Source organism: Limisalsivibrio acetivorans, assembly GCF_000421105.1.
Lineage (GTDB): Bacteria > Chrysiogenota > Deferribacteres > Deferribacterales > Geovibrionaceae > Limisalsivibrio > Limisalsivibrio acetivorans.
The window spans coordinates 298220-320951 of sequence record NZ_ATWF01000002.1 but is presented as its reverse complement, the minus strand read 5'-3'; the positions used below and the strand labels follow the sequence as shown (position 1 = coordinate 320951).

Annotated in this window: 21 protein-coding genes; 10 read left to right on the top strand and 11 right to left on the bottom strand. The window is 46.3% G+C overall.

All coding sequences use genetic code 11. From position 1 onward, the window contains the following. The first annotated feature begins 52 nt into the window (after positions 1-52). The 3 genes from K300_RS0112740 to K300_RS16630 are packed head-to-tail and all read left to right on the top strand — an operon-like array spanning position 53 to position 3590. A complete protein-coding gene (locus K300_RS0112740; protein WP_022852062.1) occupies positions 53-490 on the top strand; it encodes a DUF2062 domain-containing protein in 438 nt (145 codons plus the stop codon). Between the two features lie 33 nt (positions 491-523). Further along, positions 524-1408 carry a nucleotide-binding protein gene (locus K300_RS0112735; protein ID WP_022852061.1) on the top strand — a complete coding sequence of 295 codons (885 nt, stop codon included), beginning with the start codon at positions 524-526 and terminating at the stop codon, positions 1406-1408. 10 nt (positions 1409-1418) lie between these two features. Further along, positions 1419-3590, top strand: coding sequence for a chemotaxis protein CheW (locus K300_RS16630; protein WP_022852060.1), 2172 nt, complete (start codon positions 1419-1421; stop codon positions 3588-3590). A 2087-nt stretch (positions 3591-5677) separates the two neighbouring features. Here the strand turns inward: K300_RS16630 and rpsI are convergent. From rpsI to ffh, 8 genes are all read right to left on the bottom strand, one after another. Continuing rightward, a complete protein-coding gene (gene rpsI, locus K300_RS0112720; protein WP_022852058.1) occupies positions 5678-6067 on the bottom strand; it encodes a 30S ribosomal protein S9 in 390 nt (129 codons plus the stop codon). 13 nt (positions 6068-6080) lie between these two features. Further along, positions 6081-6506, bottom strand: coding sequence for a 50S ribosomal protein L13 (gene rplM / locus K300_RS0112715; RefSeq protein ID WP_022852057.1), 426 nt, complete (start codon positions 6504-6506; stop codon positions 6081-6083). 64 nt (positions 6507-6570) lie between these two features. Continuing rightward, positions 6571-6927, bottom strand: a complete 357-nt coding sequence (rplS, locus tag K300_RS0112710; protein ID WP_022852056.1) for a 50S ribosomal protein L19 — start codon at positions 6925-6927, stop codon at positions 6571-6573. Beyond that, positions 6924-8231 (bottom strand): tRNA (guanosine(37)-N1)-methyltransferase TrmD, encoded by a 1308-nt coding sequence (gene trmD / locus K300_RS0112705; RefSeq protein ID WP_022852055.1) that lies wholly within the window; start codon positions 8229-8231, stop codon positions 6924-6926. Before trmD ends, rplS begins: the two co-directional genes overlap by 4 nt. Beyond that, positions 8218-8730 (bottom strand): ribosome maturation factor RimM, encoded by a 513-nt coding sequence (rimM, locus tag K300_RS0112700; protein ID WP_162139902.1) that lies wholly within the window; start codon positions 8728-8730, stop codon positions 8218-8220. The genes trmD and rimM overlap by 14 nt, the downstream gene beginning before the upstream one ends. Before the next feature lie 124 nt (positions 8731-8854). Further along, positions 8855-9088, bottom strand: a complete 234-nt coding sequence (locus tag K300_RS0112695; RefSeq protein ID WP_022852053.1) for a KH domain-containing protein — start codon at positions 9086-9088, stop codon at positions 8855-8857. 27 nt (positions 9089-9115) lie between these two features. Continuing rightward, positions 9116-9382: a 30S ribosomal protein S16 gene (gene rpsP / locus K300_RS0112690; protein WP_022852052.1), complete on the bottom strand. Its 267-nt coding sequence runs from the start codon at positions 9380-9382 to the stop codon at positions 9116-9118. A 20-nt stretch (positions 9383-9402) separates the two neighbouring features. Next, positions 9403-10755 (bottom strand): signal recognition particle protein, encoded by a 1353-nt coding sequence (gene ffh, locus K300_RS0112685; protein ID WP_022852051.1) that lies wholly within the window; start codon positions 10753-10755, stop codon positions 9403-9405. 173 nt (positions 10756-10928) lie between these two features. Here ffh and K300_RS0112680 point away from each other — a divergent pair, with 173 nt between their 5' ends. The 6 genes from K300_RS0112680 to K300_RS0112655 all read left to right on the top strand — a co-directional run bounded on the left by K300_RS0112680 (position 10929) and on the right by K300_RS0112655 (position 18764). After that, positions 10929-11369, top strand: coding sequence for a hypothetical protein (locus K300_RS0112680; RefSeq protein WP_162139901.1), 441 nt, complete (start codon positions 10929-10931; stop codon positions 11367-11369). Between the two features lie 194 nt (positions 11370-11563). Further along, the gene (locus tag K300_RS0112675; RefSeq protein WP_022852049.1) at positions 11564-11902 is read left to right on the top strand and encodes a P-II family nitrogen regulator; all 339 of its coding nucleotides are present in this window, start codon (positions 11564-11566) and stop codon (positions 11900-11902) included. A gap of 28 nt (positions 11903-11930) precedes the next feature. Continuing rightward, positions 11931-13262, top strand: a complete 1332-nt coding sequence (locus K300_RS0112670; protein ID WP_022852048.1) for an ammonium transporter — start codon at positions 11931-11933, stop codon at positions 13260-13262. 518 nt (positions 13263-13780) lie between these two features. Beyond that, entirely contained in the window at positions 13781-14347 is a 567-nt protein-coding gene (locus tag K300_RS0112665; RefSeq protein ID WP_162139900.1) for a substrate-binding periplasmic protein, read from the top strand. Then, a complete protein-coding gene (locus tag K300_RS0112660) occupies positions 14344-17364 on the top strand; it encodes a PAS domain S-box protein (RefSeq protein ID WP_022852046.1) in 3021 nt (1006 codons plus the stop codon). Before K300_RS0112665 ends, K300_RS0112660 begins: the two co-directional genes overlap by 4 nt. Further along, entirely contained in the window at positions 17361-18764 is a 1404-nt protein-coding gene (locus K300_RS0112655; RefSeq protein WP_022852045.1) for a sigma-54-dependent transcriptional regulator, read from the top strand. The genes K300_RS0112660 and K300_RS0112655 overlap by 4 nt, the downstream gene beginning before the upstream one ends. A gap of 55 nt (positions 18765-18819) precedes the next feature. Here K300_RS0112655 and K300_RS0112650 read toward each other — a convergent pair whose 3' ends face one another. The 3 genes from K300_RS0112650 to K300_RS16405 all read right to left on the bottom strand — a co-directional run bounded on the left by K300_RS0112650 (position 18820) and on the right by K300_RS16405 (position 22033). After that, entirely contained in the window at positions 18820-19011 is a 192-nt protein-coding gene (locus K300_RS0112650; RefSeq protein WP_022852044.1) for a hypothetical protein, read from the bottom strand. Between the two features lie 11 nt (positions 19012-19022). Then, positions 19023-19406: a hypothetical protein gene (locus tag K300_RS0112645; RefSeq protein WP_022852043.1), complete on the bottom strand. Its 384-nt coding sequence runs from the start codon at positions 19404-19406 to the stop codon at positions 19023-19025. Positions 19407-19660: 254 nt separating this feature from the next. Next, complete coding sequence (locus K300_RS16405; protein WP_022852042.1) at positions 19661-22033, bottom strand: PAS domain S-box protein; 2373 nt, start codon at positions 22031-22033, stop codon at positions 19661-19663. A 226-nt stretch (positions 22034-22259) separates the two neighbouring features. On the opposite strand from K300_RS16405, the gene K300_RS0112630 reads away from it, so the two are divergent. Then, the gene (locus K300_RS0112630; protein WP_022852041.1) at positions 22260-22709 is read left to right on the top strand and encodes an Hsp20/alpha crystallin family protein; all 450 of its coding nucleotides are present in this window, start codon (positions 22260-22262) and stop codon (positions 22707-22709) included. The last annotated feature ends 23 nt before the right edge of the window (positions 22710-22732 follow it).

Sequence of the window (22732 nt, the reverse complement as noted above, 5' to 3'; positions counted from 1 at the left end):
TCCGGGAACTCTATTTCGCATTATTCGCATCGGGATACTTGTATGGTGACCAATGTTTATCGAAGCCCTAAGAGCGAAAATCCGAAGACTTATCCAGCTGGACTGCTCCCCGTCAAGGATTGCAGCGGCATCTGCCGTTGGTATATTCATCGGATTCTCGCCGTATCTCGGTCTGCACACAGCACTTGCCATCGGGGCTTCCTTTGTGTTCAGTCTTCCCCTGTATCCTCTTCTGCTCGGGGCATACATAACTAACCCTCTCACAATGGTTTTCATATACGCTGCATGCTATAAGTTCGGCAAGCTTTTCGTGGACGGTGCAGATTTGAATATCGACATTGGCAACCTCTCCCTGACCGATCTGTTCACCACAGCAAAGGCCTTTCTCCCCCCATTTATGGTGGGTACGCATCTGCTCGGCTTTCTTGTTGGCATCTTTACATATTTATTGATATACTATATAGTGAAAAAGTATCGTGAGGCATATTAAGGCCTCAACTCTCTTTTCATTTAAGTGGGTGTTATGGCAGAGATTATTTCTGTAGCAAGCGGCAAAGGGGGCGTGGGGAAAAGTTTTTTCTCTTCGAATATCGCCATGGCCCTCTCCTCAGCCGGAAGCAGAGTTTTACTGGTTGATGCTGATCTGGGCGGAGCAAACCTACATGACTTCGTGGGGATACGTGTGCCCGGCGTGGGGCTTTATGACTTTCTCAAGGAGAAAGCGCCTATTGACAAGGTTATACAGAACACACCAGCACAGGTGGACTTCATCGGCGGTTCCGGGGATATCCTCGGAATGGCGCACATTACAAACTACGAAAAGCTGAAGGTATTGAACAAGCTTAAAGCCCTTGACTACGATCATGTTATCCTCGATCTTGGAGCGGGAACAAGCTATAATATGATAGACTTTTTCAACTCTGCGGATAGAAAGGTTATGCTCATGAACAGCGAGCCAACAAGCCTTGAAAACTCCTATGGCTTCCTTAAGGTGGCTCTTTACAGAAAGATTGAGCAGCTGCTCCGTAAGGATTACAGGTTCGCGGACATCTGCAAGAAACTGAGAAGCAAGAGTATGAATTATCCAAGCGTTTCATCGATTAAGGATTCCATGCGCTCCATCGATGTTAAGCTTATTCCTAAGGTTGAAGAGATAGCTGTATCCTACAAAGTAGGTATTGTTCTTAATATGCTGAAAACGAAAAAAGAGCTTAATGTCTTTTACGGTTTCGAGAATGTTGCTAAGAAATATCTCAGCATAGATATTGAAAAATTAGGCTTCATACCCTATGATATTAGGGTGAGTGAGAGTGTTAAAAAGCTAAAGCCTTTTTATATAAACAACTTGAGCAGAGATGTCTGCCTTTGTATTGATGACCTGAGAAAACAACTACTGGCAAAACTTTAAGGGGTGTTCGATGGACAATATGCAGCCTGTTAACCCTTCTCTTGACTATGATGACTCCATAGACGAAGGAGAGATTATACAGCTAGTCGGGCTTAAGCTCGGCGAAGAGGAATATGCAATCGATGTTCTCAAGATTCAGGAGATCATCAGGCCTGTGGAGATAACAGCTGTTCCCCGAACAGACTCCTTTGTTCTCGGTGTTATGAACCTGAGAGGCAAGGTTATCCCCGTTATCGACCTCCGTGTACGTTTTGCCCTCGACAAAATGGATTTCGACAAGGAAACGAGGATCATCGTTGTCCGCTTCGAAAGCGAAAACATCGGTTTTGTGGTAGACGAAGTTACCGAAGTAATCAGAATCAACAAAAGCATGGTAGAGCCTACGCCCCCCCTTGTGGGCTCCATCGGTCAGGAATATATCCTTGGAATCTGCAAATATGAGGAACGACTCATAATTCTTCTGGATATCGATAGTGTTATCGCCGACGGTAAAACAGTCGACAGCGACCTCAGAAGAAGATTCTTCTCCCAGCCCGCCCTTGAAGAAAAGCCTAAGGTAAACTATGAGGAGGTTGCTAAGAGCGTTGAAAGCGAAGCACCTCAAGAGGATGAGCCAAAGGCCATAGAAGAGCCGGAACCGGAACCCTCTTCTGAACCCGAGCCCGATAGTGGGGGAGCTGATGACGGTGTTGGTGATGATATCGATGCCCTCATAGCCCAGGAGCTTGCAAAGCGGGAAAAAGAAACCGAGGAGATGCTTGAACGAAAAAAGGATGAGCCCGCATCTCATCAGGCTGAGGGAGATGCGGACGACGAGGTGAACGCAGTTCTCGAAGACGCACTCAGCCAAACGATTGGAAACGGTGATGAAGCCAATTACGTAGAGCAGGATGACCTTGACGCTCTCATAGCCAAAGAGCTTGAAAAGAGGGAAAAGGAAACCGAAGAGATGCTCGAGCGTAAAAAGGCTGAAAAAAAAAATGAAGAATTAGGGGAAGCTGAACAGGAAGAGCCCACTGAAGACGAATCTGACCTTGACGATGCCGTCATTCAACCTGATTATTGTACCGTTTCCGGCAAGGAAAAACAGCAGAAGATTGAAGAGGAAGAGGCCAGAGCCGAGGCCGAGATGGCCGCTCAGTTGGAAGATGATTCCGATACCTCCACCTTTGAAGAAGACACATCCGACGAAGAAAAAACCAAACAGCAGTTAATAGACGAGGAAGAGGCCAGAGCCGAGGCCGAGATGGCCGCTCAGTTGGAAGATGAGCCCGATACCTCCACCTTTGAAGAAGACACATCCGATGAAGAAAAAACCAAACAGCAGTTAATAGACGAGGAAGAGGCCAGAGCCGAGGCCGAGATGGCCGAAGAGATCGGACTTGATGAAGGGACTGATGATTCAGGCGGTATAGATACGGACGCTGTCATGGACGATGATCTAGGTGTTCTTCTTGATGAAATCGAGAATGGTGATTCCGAATCTGAACCTGAATCTGCGGAAGATATTGCAGAGGAGGAGGCCGCCGAGGCCGCCTTTGAGGATACTCCCGAAGAAGAAAAGAAAGACCAAAACGGCTTCTTCGTTGAAACCGACTCCATAGATGACTTGCGTGATCTTACCCAAAAGATAATAAACGGGGATGCCGTTGACCTTGGTGTTGATATAAAAGGTGAGCTGGGCGAACTTGTGCGATTGATAATGGACACTAAAGAGCGTGTGGACGAAGTGGATCCCACCATTATGGTCTCAAAGGAAAGCATGCCGGTCGTTGTGGAATCACTAGAAAAGGTAAACGAGACCACCGAAGAGGCAACCATGAACCTCATGGAGGCCGCCGATAAGATGTCCAGTTTCTATGCAGAGTTTATTGGCGATGTGGATGATTTTGAAGATCTTGTCTATAAGAAGGATATAACATCAGTTAAAAAGAAGCTCGATTATATGGAGAGTCAGATAGGTCTTGCCGAGGATCTTGGCTTTGGAATACTTCACTCCCTCGAGTTTCAGGATATCACAGAGCAAAAGCTCCGCAAGGTTATCAATTCTGTGGAGGATATCGGCGCCAGGATCGGAGCAATACTTGGTCTTATCAAGGCTCAATCTGGAAATGCGGAATTGAGTGATGACACATCTCAGGATGATATTGATAAGCTGCTCATGGACTTCGGTCTAGGCTAAACCCCGGCGGGTGGCCTGGTGCGGTTCAGGTCTGCTAAAGGGTTAAACAGCTGGCTCAGTTTATGTTTGTGGGAGTTACCCTGGCGGGTTGGTCTGGAACGGTTCAGTGCATGCTAAAGGGTTAAACAGCTGGCGCAATGTATGTTTGTGGCAGTTACCCTGGTGGGTTGGTCTGGAGCGGTTCATGTCTGATTGATCAGTATAGGGCTATATTTGTTTATCTGCCGTAATCTGTGACTAAAAGTTGCAATGGCTCTGATTATATAACATTACACAAAGGGTCGCTTAGAGAGCGGCCTTTTTCGATATCGCAATAATTGTTGCTGATAAGTTTGTATCGGCGAGTATTTGTTATGCCCCAACCAGCAAAAAGCAGGTTATTCTATATAGCCTCTGTGCTTCTCCCATGGCAGATTTGAGAATATTAAAAAAATATCAGATAACTTATAAGTGATTAAAATATAGGCAAGTAGTCTGAGGCATCAAATAATCAGGATCCATGACTTGAAAAACTAGAAACTACACAAGTAATCAACAATTCTGTGGAGAAAAAAGTGCTTGACACCACAAATACCCTTAAAGCGCGGGTATTATGTAACACTCAGATATATATGATTAAAATATGACATAGTCTGCGGATCCCCATAAACACTACATTTCAGCACCTGGGAATTCCACATGTTATCCACAGTGGCAAACAGGATATTTAGAGCCTTTTTCAAAAGTATATGGAACCCCGAAACTTTTGTTTACAACTGAGAATGTCAACTGAAAGTAAGGCAAGGTGTAAAATAAATTTACATATATGCGGACAGCTTAATATGTGGAAATGAGTACTCCTGCTACGGCCTATCATAATGATTTTTAAAGTACACGATTATCTACAAACGAGGTTGTAGAATCATACATCCGGTAGCATAACCGCATTGGCATCTATTGTTCATTTCATGCTGCCAAATTATTCTGCATATAGGTATCGATCTAAAGATCCACATGTGCAAACCTGATTATTGGTTTTTGGCTGAACAGAATGGCTGCGATTTGTGATGGATCATGGGAATTCAGGAATGTACTATGCTGTTGGAGGCTGTTGCGTCGACCGCCTGAGTTGTGCATGTCACTGTCATCTCCATTAAAGCATTCCTGTGGAGCGGATACCTGCTCAATAAGGAACAATATCAAAGCCTGAAACAGGCCAGAGTAGTATGGATATTTTCGGACACCCTGCTACTAGTTCTGTCCATCGTGTTAGTAGTAGTGATTATGCAATGAATATAGATAAGAATCAAAACACAGCATGGAATCATGATCCGATCGAATACGATGGTTATTAATGCAGACTACAGTTTTGTGTGTTGTTAGGGATGTACTGTCATGAAGCGGGTGCGTGTGATTTTTATGAATATACAGCATATCTAGTTATTGGTGAATGTGATGGATGCTCTGAAATTAGCTCACGTACCGCTCACTTACTATCATTGATTACAACAAGCCCAAGCCACGATTCACTGATGAATGAAAACTCGAAAAAATGGCTGGCTGTTTTAAATAAAAGTAGTAATAAGAATGATTATCGGTGCGCTGATTAAAAATTAATCAAATGTAAGGGAACCTTGAAATAATAGGGATTTTTCCCATTACATTGCCTTTATTCCCACAGTTGTCCACATTCTTGTGGATAAAATAATGCTTGACACGCTGATCACTATAAAATCTGGAAAAGCTGTTAAGTCCTTGATATTGTGTAAATATGTGGAGAGTTATGTGCAAAGATAGTGTGATCTATGTATAAAAAGCACAAAACTGTCCACATGGTTTCAACATAGGATAACGGAATAGTTACTCCTGAACACAGTTTCATAAATAGAATACCTATATAGTTATATACCTTTGGAAAATAGGTAAAAACAAAAAGATAGGCTAAGCTGTTCTATTATGGAGCGTTCTAAGATATTGCTGACATGAGAATATCCGAATTAAAAAATATATTACATTTCACGTATAAAAGTTACCTTCGGGCATCCGGTGACAAAAAAGGGAGCCGTAAAGGCTCCCTTTTGTATAACGAATTGATATACTTTGCTGAATTAACGCTTGGAGAACTGAGGAGACTTTCTCGCCTTGGGAAGACCGGCTTTCTTTCTTTCCACAGCTCTTGCGTCCCTTGTGAGGTAGCCTTCTCTTTTGAGGGGTCCTCTGTAGTTTGCGTCGAACTGGCTGAGTGCTCTTGCGAGCCCGTGTCTGATTGCTCCGGCCTGTCCGCCTTTTCCTCCGCCTTTAACGGTTATGAGAAGGTCAAACTTCTTTTCTACGTTAAGCTTGGCGAGGGGCTGGAAACATACTTGAAGCAGAGAGGGTCTTTGAAAGTAGCTCTCGGCATTTCTACCATTTATGGTGATGTTTCCGTTACCGGGCTTGAGGAAGACCCTGGCCACTGAAGTCTTTCTTCTTCCTGTGCCGTAGTTGTATCCTGCCATAGGTAACTACCTCCTAGAGTTCCAGTTTCTGAGGCTGTTGAGCCTCATGGGGGTGTTCGCTGCCGCTGTATACCTTAAGCTTCTTGAGCATAGCGTTGCCCAGCTTGGTCTTGGGGAGCATACGCTTAACGGCGAGCCTTATAGCTTCTTCGGGCTTTTTCTCGAGCATTTCGGAGAGTGTTCTCTCCTTGATGCCGCCGAGGTAGCCGGAGTGCCTGTAGTATTTCTTGGTTTTCATCTTGTTGCCGGTAACGGTGAATTTCTCAGCGTTAACGATAACAACGAAATCTCCGGTGTCAACGGAGGGAGTATATTCGGGTTTGTGCTTACCCATGAGGACAGTGGCTACTTTTGATGCAAGTCTTCCGAGGATTTCGCCTTCGGCATCAACGATGAACCACTGCTTTTCCATATCGGGTTTTGCCCAGTATGATTTCATCTGTATACCTCTTATGATTGCGGCCTATAAGCCATTCATAATTAGAGCGCAAATGAAGGGGTTCTTAGAATCCCTTGCGGCGCTCCTTGATCCTTGCAGCCTTACCTCTAAGCGCTCTCATGTAGTAGAGCCTTGCCTGTCTAACACGTCCAGTGCGTTTAACCTCTACGCTCTCAACCCTGGGAGAGTAGAAGGGGAAAATTCTTTCAACGCCGATGTCACCTACCATCTTTCTAACGGTAAAGGTAGAGGAAGCACCGTTTCTATGAATCCTGAGAAGCAGACCTTCAAAGGCCTGGATACGTTCCTTGTTGCCTTCCACAATTCTGAAGTTTACCTTAACGGTATCTCCGGGGCGGAAAGCAGGAAGTTCCTTATTTTTAAACTCCGCTTCAACGGATTCGATGAGTTTGTTTTTCACAACAGACCTCCTGTGGTGTATCTGTTCAATCTGTCCAAAATTATGGCGACCGCACTTCGAACGGAGAGGTGATTGAAGTCACCGGCTCCATCTATGGGTTCGAGTATGTGGTCTGCCATGTCAAAAACATCGTCTGTAAAGCCCCAGCCCGTGCCGAATATGAGCAGATGCGGCTCGGATAATGAGGCTTCGGCCAACTCAGGATATGTGATGTCGGCTCTATCGGTTCGGGCGGTCGTGGCAATTATGCGGGGCTTGCGGCCTTCCGCCCGTTCGATCTCTTCGATTGTTTCCATGAGGCTCTCTCGAAGTTCAGTTCCTTCAAAGGCCTCTTTCCTGTTTACGTTGTAGGTCGCACCGTAACCTTTGAGCCAATGTTCCATGACCCTTTCTGCGATCTTTCGCTGGGCTTCCAGTGGGGTTACAACGAAATATTTCTTTACTCCGAAGGTTGTACAGCTTCGGGAGATATCGTGGAGATCCATGTTGGTTATGGATGTGGCCACGACATCCTTCTCCTTATCCCTCATGGGATAATGCAGAAGAGCTACATATAGCCTTCTGCGGCGGGTTTTGTCAAGACCAAGATCACGTAAAATCGATTTATCCTGATCATTTAGCTCCGCTTTTGCCAAAAGATCCGGCCTGCGTTCTGCTGTTGTCTGGAGTGAGCGCGTTCTTCTCCATTTATCTATCTCTGCATGATGCCCGTTTGTGAGCACTTCGGGAACCGTAAGCCCTTCGTATTCGTAAGGGCGTGTATAGTGAGGGTATTCAAGCAGGCCTTCGGAGAACGATTCTTCAATTGGGGAGTTCTCATCACCGAGCACACCGGGGATAAGCCTTGCTACGGAATCAAGCACCGTCATAGCTCCGAGCTCTCCACCGGTCAGAACGAAGTCCCCCATGGATATGCACTCGTCCGCCACAAGCTCGTAGACGCGCTCGTCTATCCCCTCATAGCGTCCGCAGATGAATGTTAGTGAATCGTACTCCAGAAGCCTCTCGGCCTCTCTCTGGCTGAATGGTTTGCCTCTGGGGTCCATAACGATAACCCTTGTGGAGGGCTCCTTCTTCTTGATATCACGCACAGCTTCAACGATGGGCTCAGCCTTCATCACAAGGCCCTGGCTGCCGCCGTACTGGTATTCATCGGTCTTGCGGTGTTTATCGGTGGTGTATTCCCGTACGTCAACGGCGTTAATGCTGAGAATCCCCTTCTCGGCAGCCTTGGACACAACGCCGAGGGAGAAGTGATCCTCTATCATTTTGGGGAATATGGTAAGAACGTTAAACTTCTTCACTTACAAGACCTTCTCTGTTTATGAGTAACTTTTTGTTCCGGGCATCTATGCGCAGAACGTGGTCGGGGTTGTTGGATACGAGGAAGCTCCCCTTATCCCCCTTTATGCGGAAAACATCGCTGGTTCCGGTTTCGATATAATCATCCAGAGTGCCGATGAATCTATCCTCGGTGTCATACACCTCTGAGCCCTGAATGCGGCTCCAGTATACCTCCCCTTCATCCTCTTCGGGAAGCATGGAGGCGGGAACAACGACATCAAGACCCTTGAGCTCAAGGGCGCTCTCCTTGTCCATAACCCCATCCACCTGTATAAGCAGGGCGTTCTTATGCTCCTGCATGTAGCCGATCTCCAGAGACTTCACAACGGAGCCGTCCTTTGCAAGCATAAGATACTTGATCTCTGCGTAGATCTGAGGGTTGTCGGTAATGGGAGCGATTCTCAGGGTTCCGTCCAAACCGTGGGTTCCTGTGATTCTCCCGATGCGGATAAATTCCATAAAGCTGCCTATACGCAAAAATACAGCCGGATAATGATCCGGCTGTATCATGACAAAACTAAACCGGTTTAATTCTGCCGATTATTCTAGCCATGGGCAAATATGCCTCAAGCTTTCAGGGGTATCAGTCCTCAAGAATCTCGAGAACAACCTTCTTCCCGCTTTTTACGCCGGAAGCGTTTAGGATTGTCCTGATAGCTTTAGCTGTTCTGCCCTGTTTCCCGATGACCTTACCAAGATCACTGTTGTCCACTCTCAATTCGATAATGGAAGCCTTTTCGCCTTCTACTTCTTCAAGTCTCACAGCATCCGGGTTGTCCACGAGTGATTTGACTATGAACTCTACAAGTTCTTTCACGGCTTCACCTCATAGGTAAGTATTATCTCAGGCACCGGCTTCGTGGAGTTTCTTAATTATACCCTGCTTTGAAAGAATATTTCTAGCCGTATCGGTGGGGATAGCACCTTCTTTAAGCCACTTAAGGGCTCTTTCTTCATCAACCTTAACCTCTGCGGGGTCGGTAATAGGGTTGTAGTAACCGAGGATCTCGATGAAGTTTCCGTCTCTTCTTTCTCTGCTGTCTGCTACCACGATACGGTAGAAAGGTCTCTTTTTACGGCCCAGTCTCATGAGCCTGATCTTTGTCGCCACTTGGTTTACCTCCGTAAGTGTTACATATTCTTGAACATATCCTGCATTTTTCTCATATCAAGTTTCTGGTTTCCACCCATCTTCTTGCGCATCTTCTTCATCATCTTATTCATCTGGGAGAGCTGATTTACCAGCTTGTTAACATCGCTGACATTGGTTCCGCTCCCCCTCGCGATCCTCTTTTTGCGGCTTGCATTGAGGAGCTTAGCGTACTTGCGCTCTTTGGGGGTCATGCTCTGAATGATAGCCTCAATCCGCTTCATCTGGCTTTCGTCCACGTTGAGAGGGCCCGCGGCGGAAAGTCCGGGAATAAGCCTCATGATGCTCTCAAGGGAGCCCATCTTCTTTATCATCTTAAACTGTTTCAGCATGTCGTTGAAGTCCATGCCGCTTTTCTGAATCTTGTCGGCGAGGTCTTCGGCCTCGTCTTCATCTATGGCATCCTGAGCACGTTCCACAAGGGAGACAACGTCGCCCATGCCGAGGATGCGTGAGGCCATCCTGTCGGGATAGAACTGCTCGAAGTCATCAAGTTTTTCGCCGAGACCAATGAACTTGAGGGGTTTGCCCGTAACCTCTTTAATGGAAAGGGCGGCACCACCCCTGGCGTCACCGTCCATCTTGGTGAGGACGATACCAGTGGCATCAAGGTATTCATTGAAGGTCTTGGCTACATTAACCGCATCCTGCCCTGTCATGGCATCCGCAACGAAGAGGATCTCGTCGGGTGAGACGGTGTCCTTAACACGGACAAGCTCGTTCATGAGGTCTTCATCTATGTGGAGCCGGCCGGCGGTATCTATTATAACGACATCCTTGGCTGTCTTCTTTGCATATGCGAGTGCCTCATCTGCAATCTGAACGACATCCTTGGTGTCTCTGTTGGTGTAAACATCTGTCTTGAGCTGTCCTGCAAGAACCTCAAGCTGATCGATAGCCGCAGGGCGGTAAACGTCCGCAGCAACCAGAAGAACGGATTTCCCACTCTTCATAAAGAACTTTGCCAGCTTGCCCGAGGTTGTGGTTTTACCGGAACCCTGCAGGCCTGCCATCATAATTACAGTGGGCGGGGTTGAGCTTAGGTTTATCTTCGCATCGGGGCTGTCCTCTCCGCCGAGAACGTTTACCAGCTCATCGTTTACTATCTTGATAAAGACCTGATCGGGTGTGAGGCTCTTCTTAACCTCTTCCCCCATGGCCTTTACACGGACATTATCAATGAACCGTTTTACCACCTTGAAGTTTACATCCGCCTCCAGAAGTGCAAGGCGAACCTGCTTAAGGGCGGTTTGTATATTCTCATCGGTGAGGCGCACCTCTTTGCGCATCCCCTTGAAAACGGCAGAAAGTTTTTCGTTCAGAGTGGTAAACATGTCCTGAAACTAACCCTTTAAAAACTTATTCCGGCCGTTGGGCGCAACTCTCCTTGCAACGTGCCGGGAACTAAAACTTATATTGAAAACCGCTCCATGTGTCAACTATTTTTCAAGGAAACTCAGAGCATCTGAACACTTGCGGAATATGCAGAATAACATATATTTGTGTTATGAAAAGTAAAGTATTGCTTTTAATGGTCATGACAGCCCTTATCAGCCTCTCCTGCACTAAAGCAGACAGCCTTAACCCGCCTGAAAAAACTGTGGTTCATGAGGAGCCGTACATTAAAGGGAGTGTTGTCAAGAAGGATGGGGGTTCATTTCTTTCAATGGTGAACACTTCCCTGTTGGATTCCGCCAGATTCAGGGGGACTGCCTACTATCTCAACAACGATATGGAGAGAATTGACGAGTTCGCCTTTGCCGGTTTACCTGTAGGTCCAGGTTCGGCATGGAGCAAAAGGCTCAATCCGCCGGAAGGTGCGCATTACATATACGTGGTTTATACCCAGCTTTTATATAATGACGATCGTGACGTAAGGATCCACGGCTCAGGGATAGACGGTGAGAGCTACTTCGGCGAGTTCAGTATTCCCCTGCCCGGTAAATAATCAGACAATAAAGACCCTGTTAAAGCTGTATGAAATCGGCTCACATCCTGCCTAAAAAGTGTGCAGCTGTTTGTTTATTATTGTACTCATAATTGACATCAAACCTGTAAACCATTGACAAATCGTATATAAGCTATATGGCACGCCCATTGCTTTCTCCTTTGTGTTCAAAAAACAAAAAAGGAGGAGTTCCTATGAGGCTTATTAAGGCGATTGTAAAACCTTACATGCTGGACAACGTGAAGGACGCTCTTGCAGAGCTTGGTGTAACCGGTATGACCGTTTATGAAGTGAAGGGTTATGGAAGACAAAAAGGGCACAACGAGCTTTACAGGGGTGCTGAGTATCAGATCGATTTCGTTCCTAAGGTGATGATGGAGGTTGTTGTACCCGATGACATCTCCGAGAAGGTTGTGAGCACCATATCTGAGTCTGCAAAGACCGGAAAGATAGGCGACGGTAAAATCTTCGTCATAGACGTTAAGGATGCTGTCCGTATACGCACCGGTGAAACCGGTTCTGAATCCCTTTAATAATACAAACAGATACAGGAGGACATAAATGTTACGTCTAATAGCTGTTTCGCTCTTTGTGCTCATGGGTGCGGCACTCGGCTACGCCGAAGAAGAACCCCTTACTCTCGAAAGTGTCAAGGCCGCATCGGACCTTGTTCAGACAAATGTAGACTGGCTCTGGACCCTCATAGCGGCGTTTATGGTATTCTTTATGCAGCTCGGTTTCGCCATGGTGGAATCAGGTTTCACCAGAGCAAAGAGTGCCGTTAACATCATTATGAAAAACCTCGTGGACTTTTCCGTTGGAGCACTCGGTTTCTGGGCCATCGGTTTTGCCATTATGTTCGGCGCAACATCCACAGGCTTCTTCGGTACAGAAGGTTTCTTCCTTTCCAGCTGGGATTACAGCGATAACTGGACCCTTGCTTTCTGGATATTCCAGACGGTTTTCTGTGCCACAGCTGCAACCATCGTATCCGGTGCTGTTGCTGAGAGGGCAAACTTCAAGGCATATATGATATTCTCGCTTATTATGTCTGTACTTATATATCCCGTTTTCGGAAGCTGGGCGTGGGGAAGTCTCTTCCACGGTAACGGTTGGCTCGAAGGTCTTGGTTTCATAGACTTCGCCGGTTCCACAGTTGTTCACTCCATAGGCGGTTGGGCAGCTCTTGCTGCAGCGATAGCTGTAGGTCCCAGGATAGGTAAATACGGAAAAGACGGCCGTGTTAAGGCGATTCCCGGGCATAACATACCCCTTGCGGCCATCGGTGTATTCATACTCTGGTTCGGATGGTACGGCTTCAACGTCGGTTCCGAGACTGCTGCAGACAGCCTTCTCCCCCTCATTGCGGTGAATACAACGCTCTCTCCCGCAGCCGGTGCCATTGCTGCACTCTTTACCACATACTTCATCTACAAGAAGTTTGATGCGGGAATGAGCCTTAACGGTGCCCTTGCAGGACTCGTGGGTATCACAGCTGGTTGTGCAAACGTTACACCCGGGTTCTCTGTAATCATCGGCCTTCTTTCTGGTATACTCGTTGTCTTCAGCGTAATCTTCTTCGATAAGATTAAGGTGGACGATCCCGTGGGCGCCATCTCTGTGCACGGTGTTTGCGGTGCATGGGGTACCCTTGCGGCTGGTCTCTTCAACTTCGATTTCGAAGCTGGTGCTCTCAGCCCTGTGATCATGTCTCAGGTTGTGGGTATTGTTGCGGCATTCGTATGGGCCTTCGGCGTTACCTTTGTGGTAATCAAGATAATAAACACCTTCATCAGCTTCCGTGTACCCGAGGAAGTGGAACTTGGTGGTCTCGATATGTACGAGCACGGTGTGGATGCATACCCTGAGTTCTCAAGGTCACTTATTAAGTAAAAAATATATAACACTACTGTTGTACAATAAAAGGCTCCCTACGGGGAGCCTTTTTTATTTGTTGTTAATACGTAATGTGAATAAATGATAATATATCTCACCAGCACAAATTTTCGTCAAAATATTCTCTATATGTGTAAGAAGTCGGTCATTAGGCATTTCTACATGAAGAGATCGTAAAGAAAAAACCTCAAAACACCAGAAATATACATAAAAACGATGAAATTTAACGGGATCTAATATCAATACTTGCGCTGTTAACCTAAACACTTTATTTTTGATCATACAGTAATAAGAATATTCAATAAGGAAATGGTATGAACAGATGGTCAAGTAAAAAAACGGGATACTGCTTTTATAGGATAATCCTTATATGTGCCTTTACTTTCTGCATATTGAGCACGGTTTATGCACTTGATGATAAACATATCGTTATAAATGGATATAATGCTGAGCCGTTTTATAATTCAACCTCTAATGGTATTTACCAGCAGGTACTTGATAATGTCTTTCAATCAATGGATTACAGTGTTGAGTATCGAAGCTATTCCGCAGAACGCTCCCTTGCAGAAACCATGAAAGGTAACGGCCATGCTGAGGCTGGACGGGTTCACGCACTCAAGGAACTCTATCCGTCGCTTATCAGAGTTGATGAGCCGCTGTTGAGGAAGCGTGAGCTTGTAGCCTTCAGCATGGGAGAGTCGGACTTTGCCGGATGGAACAGTATTAAGGGTAAGTCTGTGGGTTTCATGAGAGGGTGGCAGATCTGCGAGATAAACACAAAGGGCGTGGCACGGGTGGAAAGAACAACCAGTCTTCGCTCGTTGTTTATTATGCTGAAAGAGGGGCGCATAGATTATGCCCTCGCTGGAAGGCTCGATGGAACAGCAGCCTCGCAAGATGTCGGTATGAATGGCCTCCATGTACACGACCCGCCGCTGGAGTCCCAGCCTGTATACCTTTATCTCCATAGTAGTGCTTCGCACCTGCTTCCCCTTATCTCGCAGGAGTTAAAGCATATACATGATTCTGGAAAAACAAGAGCAATAATAGCTGATTATATTCATAGAGGTGCAAAAGAATGAAAAGATATTTGCGAAGGATTCTCGAACGGGGACTTTCGGGCAAGCTCACAATAATCATCTTTATGCTCGGAATATCCGCTGCGATTCTTCTTTCCGTTGTTTCTTTCTATATTGAATACAACGACGTTAAAGAAGAATCGGTGAAGGAGCTCACACGGATTAAGGATTCGCAGATACCGGTTTTAGCCGAAGCACTATGGAAACTGGACTATGAGCTTGTTGTAAAGGCCTCAGAATCTATCCTTACATCTGAGGATTATATAACAGGCTTAAAGCTGTTCCATGATGGTAATCCATACATTCATTTGGGGAAGTTGACAAAATACGGCAGTGTAAGAACATTCAATGTTGCCACAGAGATTTTTGAAGGGGAGCGGGAGATTGGAACCCTTGATATCTATGTGGATCTCAACAAGGTTATTATGCCTGTTTTAGAGAGGACCCTTAGATGGTTTTTTGTAGAAGTAATCATGATCTTTGTTCTCTGCTCGCTTATATATTTTGCTGTGAAAAAGATCGTTGTGGATGATCTCGAGGAAATATCTAGGCAGCTGAAGGACTTTGACCCGCAAAAAGATCTTGGTAAAAGAGTAAAAAGAAGACAGACACTCCATGATGAACTTAGTGATTTTGTGGTCAGTTTCAACGAACTTTTGTCCAGATACAGTGCGATTCTTGAAAAGAATACCAGCCTCAACGAAGAGCTTCGTGAGCGGAACATCTTATTTGAAACAGTTATGGAGTCCGTCCCTGTGGGTATAGCCGTGATGGATTCAGAGGGGATTGTAAAGAGGATATGGAACAGGGGAGCCGAAGAGATGACTGGCTGGAAACGTGAGGAGGTCCTTGAAAGCTTTATACCGATGATTGAGCAGACCGAGAATCGGATGGCACTTTTTAGGGAGCGTATGAAAAGCATAATCCGCGGTGGTGAAAGCTTTGAGTTTGAGGGTGAGCATCTTAGAAAGGGGGGCGAGGTGTTTTATACCAAGGTATACTCATCCCCGGTGGAGCTTCAGGGGGACAGATGCATTGTTACGGTATTTGCCGATATAACCGAGGAGAAGCAGCTCCGTCGCCAAAATAGTAGAAAGGCTGAGATTCTCAAGCTTATAAATGAGAACACCCTTGATGTTATATATGCAGTGAGTATCGACGGAGAGGTTGCCTACTGTAACAAGGCATTCAGAAAGATTTACAGCTCCAATGAGAGAGATGCTTCTCCTGGAATTACCGCCAGCTATGTACACCCCGAAGATGTTGAAAAGGTTGAGAAATGGAAGAGAGATGCATTCTATACGACATTTACGGAGGGGAGGTTCAGAACGGAAGACTCCATGGGTTCTGTGCGCTGGATAGAAGGGCGATGGAGGCCTCTGCTTGGCGAAGGGGGTGCATTGATAGGTATCCAGGGGCGTGAGCACGATATTACTGAAAGTGTGGAAGCGGAGAATGAGCTTGTCGAGACCGAAATGTTTTTCTCAAATATGATAGAGCATGCGCCTGTACTTATTTTCATGCTCGACAGAAACCTGCGCATTGTGGATGCAAATATTGCCGCACTCGATTTTGCAGGCTATTCAAGGGGAGACCTCCAAGGTTTTGACTTTGCCAGAACACTCTTCCGAGGTGAAGAAGCCGAGAAGATAAGAAATATTCTCACTCCAGATGCAACCCGGTTCACAAGGAGGGTGGAGACAACCTTCAATATAAGGGATGACTGGAAGATGGATGCAGAGATCCTTGCAAGTGCCGTTTACAGAGACGGAATCCATAACGGTTATGTGGTCTTCGGCGTGGACATGAGCGAGGTTCAGGTTATGCAGGATACAATGGTCTCCATTCAGCAGAGCTTCGAATCTCTCAGCATAGAGTTTAAGAGCGTTCTGGATGCTGTGGCGGACTCAATAATATATGTGGACCTTAATATGAGGATCCAGTGGGCAAAGATCAGCTCCACTGTTTCTTTTGAGAAGAAAGATGCAGATGCACTGACCAATGAGTATTGCTACAAAGCACTTTTCAATCTTGATTCACCGTGCAGAGACTGCGCCTGTGTCGATGTACTTAAGTCGGGCGAGAGCACACAGAGAAGGCTTACCACTCCCTCCGGCAGGACGATGGATGTTCATGCTGTTCCTGTCTTTGATGCCAGAGGGGTGCTCAAAGGCTCCGTTGAAGTTCTGAATGACATCACCGAACGCCTCAAGATGGAGGCAGAACTCGCTGATAAGCATTACTTCAGTCAGATGGCCGAGCTTGCCGCCGGAGCAGCCCACGACATCAAGAACCCGATGCAGGCAATCCAGCACAGTTCTCAGAACATCAGCTGCTTTCTTGATGATCTGGAGATCTTCCTCAGGGAGCTTCCGGAGGAGTACATGGATGAGGTTATCTCTGCGTTCAAGATACCGAAGGCGGTTTCAATGGCGAAGGACGGTACACGTAATATTATCTTCAACTCCGACAGGATAAACGAGACTGTAGTAGATATGCTTGCCAGTTATGCTCCAGATCAGAAACAGGAGCTTATTAATCCGGAAACCCTAATAAGGCAGAGCGTGGAAATGCTCAGACACAAGATCAAAGACAAGTGCCATAACTTCAGAGTAAATTACAAAAACATGAACACATGGATAAGTGTTGATAAAGGTAAGATACGACGGGCACTGATGAATATTATCAGCAATTCTCTGGAGGCTCTGCCTGATCGTTCCTGTGGTGTCTATGTAAGTGTATACGAAGATGTCACCGATAATTCCGTTGTTATCTCCGTAAGTGATGAGGGTGTGGGGATTGCGGAGGAGGATCAGGAGAAGGTGTTCAGCTATTATTACTCGACTAAGGATAAGCAGGGGCGTTCGGGTATAGGGTTGTACCTTTGCAAAAGGTTTGTGAGGGAGAACGGGGGTACCATTGGGTTTAACTCTGTTCAAGGTGACGGGACTACTTTCTACCTGAAGTTTCCCAGAGAATCAACCAATCTGAAGGTTTATAAGAGTGAGGGAGTAACATGACTGCAATCTATGACAAGAACATTTTGATCGTTGATGACGAGGAAACGATCCTCACATCCGTAGAGATGATGCTTCGCCAGGAGGGGTACCGAAATATCTTGGCTAAGGATTCACCCTGCGAGGCATTGAATACTGTTTATTCTGGTGATATTGATCTCGCCGTTATTGATATGAACATGCCGGAGATGGATGGGGAGGATCTGCTGGACGGCATAAGGAAATTTAGCGAGTTTATTCCGGTTATAGTTATTACCGGGAATGAAGATATCGAAAGGGTCTTCCGGTGTACCAAGAAGGGGGTTTTCAATTACCTCATAAAGCCGGTTGACAGGAACAGGTTTCTCACATCCATAAAGAATGCCCTGAATATGAGGGAGCTCCAGCTGGAGGCGAATAACCTTAGAAGGCATCTTATTGAAAGAGAGATAGAACACCCCGAAGCATTCGAGAAGATAATCACGAGATCCAGCAAGATGTACGGTATATTCAGCTATCTTGAATCGATAAGAAACTCCTCAAAGCCTGTTCTTATCAGAGGGAAATCGGGGAGCGGAAAGGAACTGCTGGCGGAGGCTGTTCATAAACTCGCCGACAGGAAAGGGGAGATGATAAGCATAAACGCAGGAGGACTTGACGAGCAGGTCTTTAACGATACCCTCTTTGGTCATCAGAAGGGTGCATTCTCCGGAGCAGAAAGTGCAAGGAAGGGTGCTGTGCAGTCTGCGGAGAACGGCACACTTTTCCTTGATGAGATAGGCGATCTTTCTGAGCAGACCCAGGTAAAGCTTCTGCGTCTTCTTCAGGAGGGGGAGTACCAGGCCTTGGGATCCGATCTCACAAAGAAAACCAACGCAAAGATAGTTCTTGCCACAAGCAGGAACCTTGAAGAGAAGATGGAGAATAAGGAGTTTCGTGAAGACCTTTATTACAGGATAACCCTTCAGCAGGTAACCATACCGTCCCTTAATGAGCGAAAGGAGGATATTCCCCTTCTTTTGGAATACTTTGTGGAGAAACGTGCTAAGGACTACGGCAAAGCTGCACCAGTCATTCAGGAAGGGGTGTATGATCTTTTTGCCGAGCAGGAGTTTGAGGGTGAGATACGTCACTTTGAAGGGGTTGTGGGTAAGGCTGTTGTCCTGGCTGGTGATGTACTTGGTCTAGAGCATGTTAGAAAGGTGTTTGAGGAGGATCCTAAGGTAAAGCCTGCTGAAAAGGACTATAAAAGCTTTAAAAAGCCTGGTTCAATAGCAGCACTTTTCGAACATTTTCCCACGATTAACGAAGCAAGTGACCGACTTGTACAGGAAGCCATGGAAGCAACCGGTGATAAAGTGGGAGAGGCGGCCAATCTGCTGGGTATATCAAGGCAGTCTCTGAGCAAAAAGATAAATAGATAGGGTGGAGCAAAGCCGATAGCTTCATTCAAATGCTCCACCCCTTATCTGGTGCCCATCAGTTAACTTCAGAGGGTGAGTAGATGTCGTTTATGCGGACACTTTCAGGCTCAAGGCCGAGCATGTCTTCAACAAAATCGGAGCACTCCTTTGCTGCATCCTCAGGGTTTGCACAGTCGATGATCTGAAATCCGTTAAGCTTAGGCTTAGAAAGAGAATAGTTGAATTCCCAGTGTACTTCGTAAAACATAATCGTCTCCTTTAGTTAGTTACTACAGCTTTTACGTAGCTTGAAAGTTTGGTAGAAAGCCTGTTTGAGAACTCACATGCTCTGGAGTGCTCAAGCCTTGCCTTGTTCCATCTGCTCTCTGCATCCTTGAGTGCATCGCCGATGTGTCTTATTCCGTCGAAGTATCCAACAACGTGGAATACGAACTCACCGCTTTCCATGGAATGTATCTCATGAGCCACGGACCTCTTCTTCAGCTCGGATGCAAGGATTGTCATCTTACAGGTTCCTTTCTGGAAGAAAGCGCATCTTTCCATGATGCATTTCCCTGACACGGAAACCTCGGCAGTATTAGATGTTACAATTACCTCTGGTTTTGCGAGCTCACCGTAAGCTCCTGCTGCGCTAGTTGCCATTTCGGCCTCCTTTACTGTTTTAGTTATCTTTCTTAAAGCATGGAGTGTGCCAATTTGGTACAGATCTCGAAGGCCTGATGTGACAGTATGTTACAGCCTAAGTCATGTCTGCGGATTACTGGCAGGATCGTAAAGATATTTTACCTAATGGTCTGACCAATGCCTAAGATCCTGGTGTTGTAGTATAAGGTTGAAATGTAAAAAAATGTGACAGTCATCTGCTGTGTAAACAAAGTGGACGGGTGTAAGTAATGTTAAGAAACGGGGGGTAGGATTATTTTGAAAACAGCACCTTTTCCATTGTTGTAGGCTTCGATTTCTCCGTTCATCTTCTTGGTAATAATGGTATTTGCCATGTATAGCCCTATGCCTGTCCCCTGCTCTCCTTTGGTTGTGTAGTAGGGGCTGAAAAGGTTCTTGAGGGACTCTTCAGGTATGCCTCCGCCATTGTCGCTGATAGTAACAACGATATGTCCGTTCTCGCTTCCAACGTCTATGGTGACTACTCCTTCGATTGTTTCGAATTCCTTGGAGCTGTTGCGCAGATCGTTTATGGCATCCTTGGAGTTTGTAACAAGATTAAGCACTACCTGCTTGAACTCGTTTGGATACCCCTTTATGTCAGGGGAAACGTCACTTCTGCACTTGTCCGACAGCTCGACACTGATATTGTTCGCCTTAAGCTGCGGGGTCATCATCGATACTACCTCACGAACAGCCTTGCACACCTTGAACTCCTTAAGCACTTTTGTGGGTGCGAAGAAGCTTCTGAAATCATCTATGGTCTGGTCCATGAACTTTACCTGTTCCATGATCATGTCGATATGCTCGTCCATTACAGATGAGTCAATATAACCACTTTCGTAGTCATCACCTATAGTCTGGGCGATGATGGCCACTGCGTTGAGAGGCTGTTTCCACTGATGTGCGATAACTCCAATCATCTCACCCATGGCGGCCATACGGGAACGCTCTATAAGGAGGGACTCCTTCCTTTCCTTCTCCTCCTCAAGTAACTTGATTCTGCTGATGTCGCTAACAGCGGTAATATTTATCTTTTTACCGGAAGCAGTTTCGGTTACACCCGCAGAAACGAGGATCGGAACATTCCCGCCGTCCTTTTTGACACCTTCAAATTCAAAGCTTGCATCATCGGATTCTATGACCCTGGAGTATAGCTTGCGGTATTCCTCTTTTTTGTACTCGGGGGTTATGAGTGAGTAGTGCTTTCCTGTCAGCTCCTCTATACTGTATCCAAAGAGGCTTGCAAAGGCTCTGTTGACGAGGATGAAGATACCGTTTTCGTCGGTGATGCATATGCCTGTGGAGGTTACATTGAATACGGATTTAAGCATCGTATCAGTTTCAGAGAACTTCTCTTCGGCGAGCTGTAGCTCTGTTATATCCTGAATTGTTCCAAGCAGTTTTGTGGTGTATCCATTTTTGCCAGCCACCGCTCTGCTGCGGCTGATCACGATGCGCTCTGTTCCGTCATCCCTAATTATTCTGAAGCGTTTATCGGAAACATTCCCCGGTTTCATGGTCCTTTCGAATACCAAGGCAGCTGTATCCTGGTCCTTCTCCGGCACAAAATCAAGCATGCGTGCTATGGAGGGCTTAACGGAGCCCGGTGTTATCCCAAGTATGCGGAACATCTCATCGGACCAGTACATGTTGTCACCAGCGAGGTGCCATTCCCAGTTTCCGATATGTGCTGTCTTCTGAGCCTCTTCGAGGTATTCTCTGCTTCGGTCAAGCTCCTCGGACTTTAGGCTGTATTTCTGCTCAAGCCTCCGGTTTGCCTCTTCCAATGCCTTCTCCATCATTCGGAGATCGGTTACGTCCATGGCCAGCTCAACGGCTCCGGTCATCTCGCCTGAGCTGTTCCTTATGGGGGAGGCGAAGAACTTGTATGAGCATTCATCCCTCTGCTCTTCCTCAAGGGTGGAGTATCTTGTTGATGGCTTGCCCGTTTCAAAAACATCCTTAACGGTGCAGTTTTTGCAGGGTTCATCCTTTCCGTGAAGGTCCTTGTAGCATTTATTATGGGGTGAGGCTTCGAAGTCGAAATCGATGGTATTGAACTGTGTGTCCACAACCTTCAGGTGTCCCGGAATGGTGCTTATAACCGCCTGCATAACACTGAGCGTCTCCGCAAGCCTTCTCTCGGTTTCCTTTCGTTCGGTTATATCCATGAAAATGCCCATACTTCCCCGGAAACCGGATTCTTTATCCATGAAGCTGGAGGCGGAGACGATCATATCCCTGATGGAGCCGTCTGCGCATTTAAGGGAGACCTCGTACCTTCCGTATTCCCCCTTTCGGCGCATTTCAAGCTGTCTTTCCACTTCGTTGAGGCTCCTTGTGTGAACGAAGTCGGTGAGCTTCATGCCCATAACCTCTTCTATGGAGTAGCCGAGGATGTTCAGAAGCGTTTGGGATACATAGCAGATGTTTTGATTCTCATCGGTCATGCCCACCCCTTCGTTCAGCTGATCAAGGATGCGGATGTAGTAGGGTGCGGGTGAAGCTGGATGGAGTCTGGAGTTCTCGGGAGAGCCTGTTTCGTGTTTGAGGCGTCGAATTTCGGCTATCAGTTCTTCTTTGCTCCATCGCTCATAGTTCATCAATACTTAAAAACCTCGTGTTTAAATAAAATATATATCATTCACTTTTATCCGAAAAAGGAAAAAATTCAATATGAAATAATCAATATCATGAATAATGCTACCCGGAAAGGTAGTATTCACAAGCTTATAAAATAAATCGCACTTGAGTGCAATAAAAAAACTTGACACGATACGACTAAGATATATCTTGATTAATACAATAATATAAGAATGGAGGTGGAGTATGTTACGCAAGCGTGATGAAGCAGTTTTGTCGCCTTTCAGAAGCCTGTTCGACCTCAATCGTGAGATGGGGCGTGTCTTCGACAGGTTGGTTGATGGGGACTATGCCGGTTCACCAGCCGCTTTCAGGCCTGATATCGACATCGTAGAAGAGGATGACAGGATCCTGGTAAGCGCGGATCTTCCCGGAATGAAAGATGATGATATCGAGGTATCACTCTCCGACGGCGTTCTCACCATTAAGGGTGTGAGGGAAGAGGTTAAAAGCGAGAAACAGAAGAGCGTCCACAGGCGTGAGAGATACTATGGCAGTTTTGTCCGCAAGTTCACCCTCCCTGCAAACGTGGAGAGTGATAATGTGAAGGCGGTGTTCAGGGATGGTGTCCTTGAGATATCCCTTCCCCTTGCAGAGGCCGCAAAGGAAAGACGAATCGCCATCGAGGCTGAATAAGGTGCAAAAAGAGGGCTCCCAAA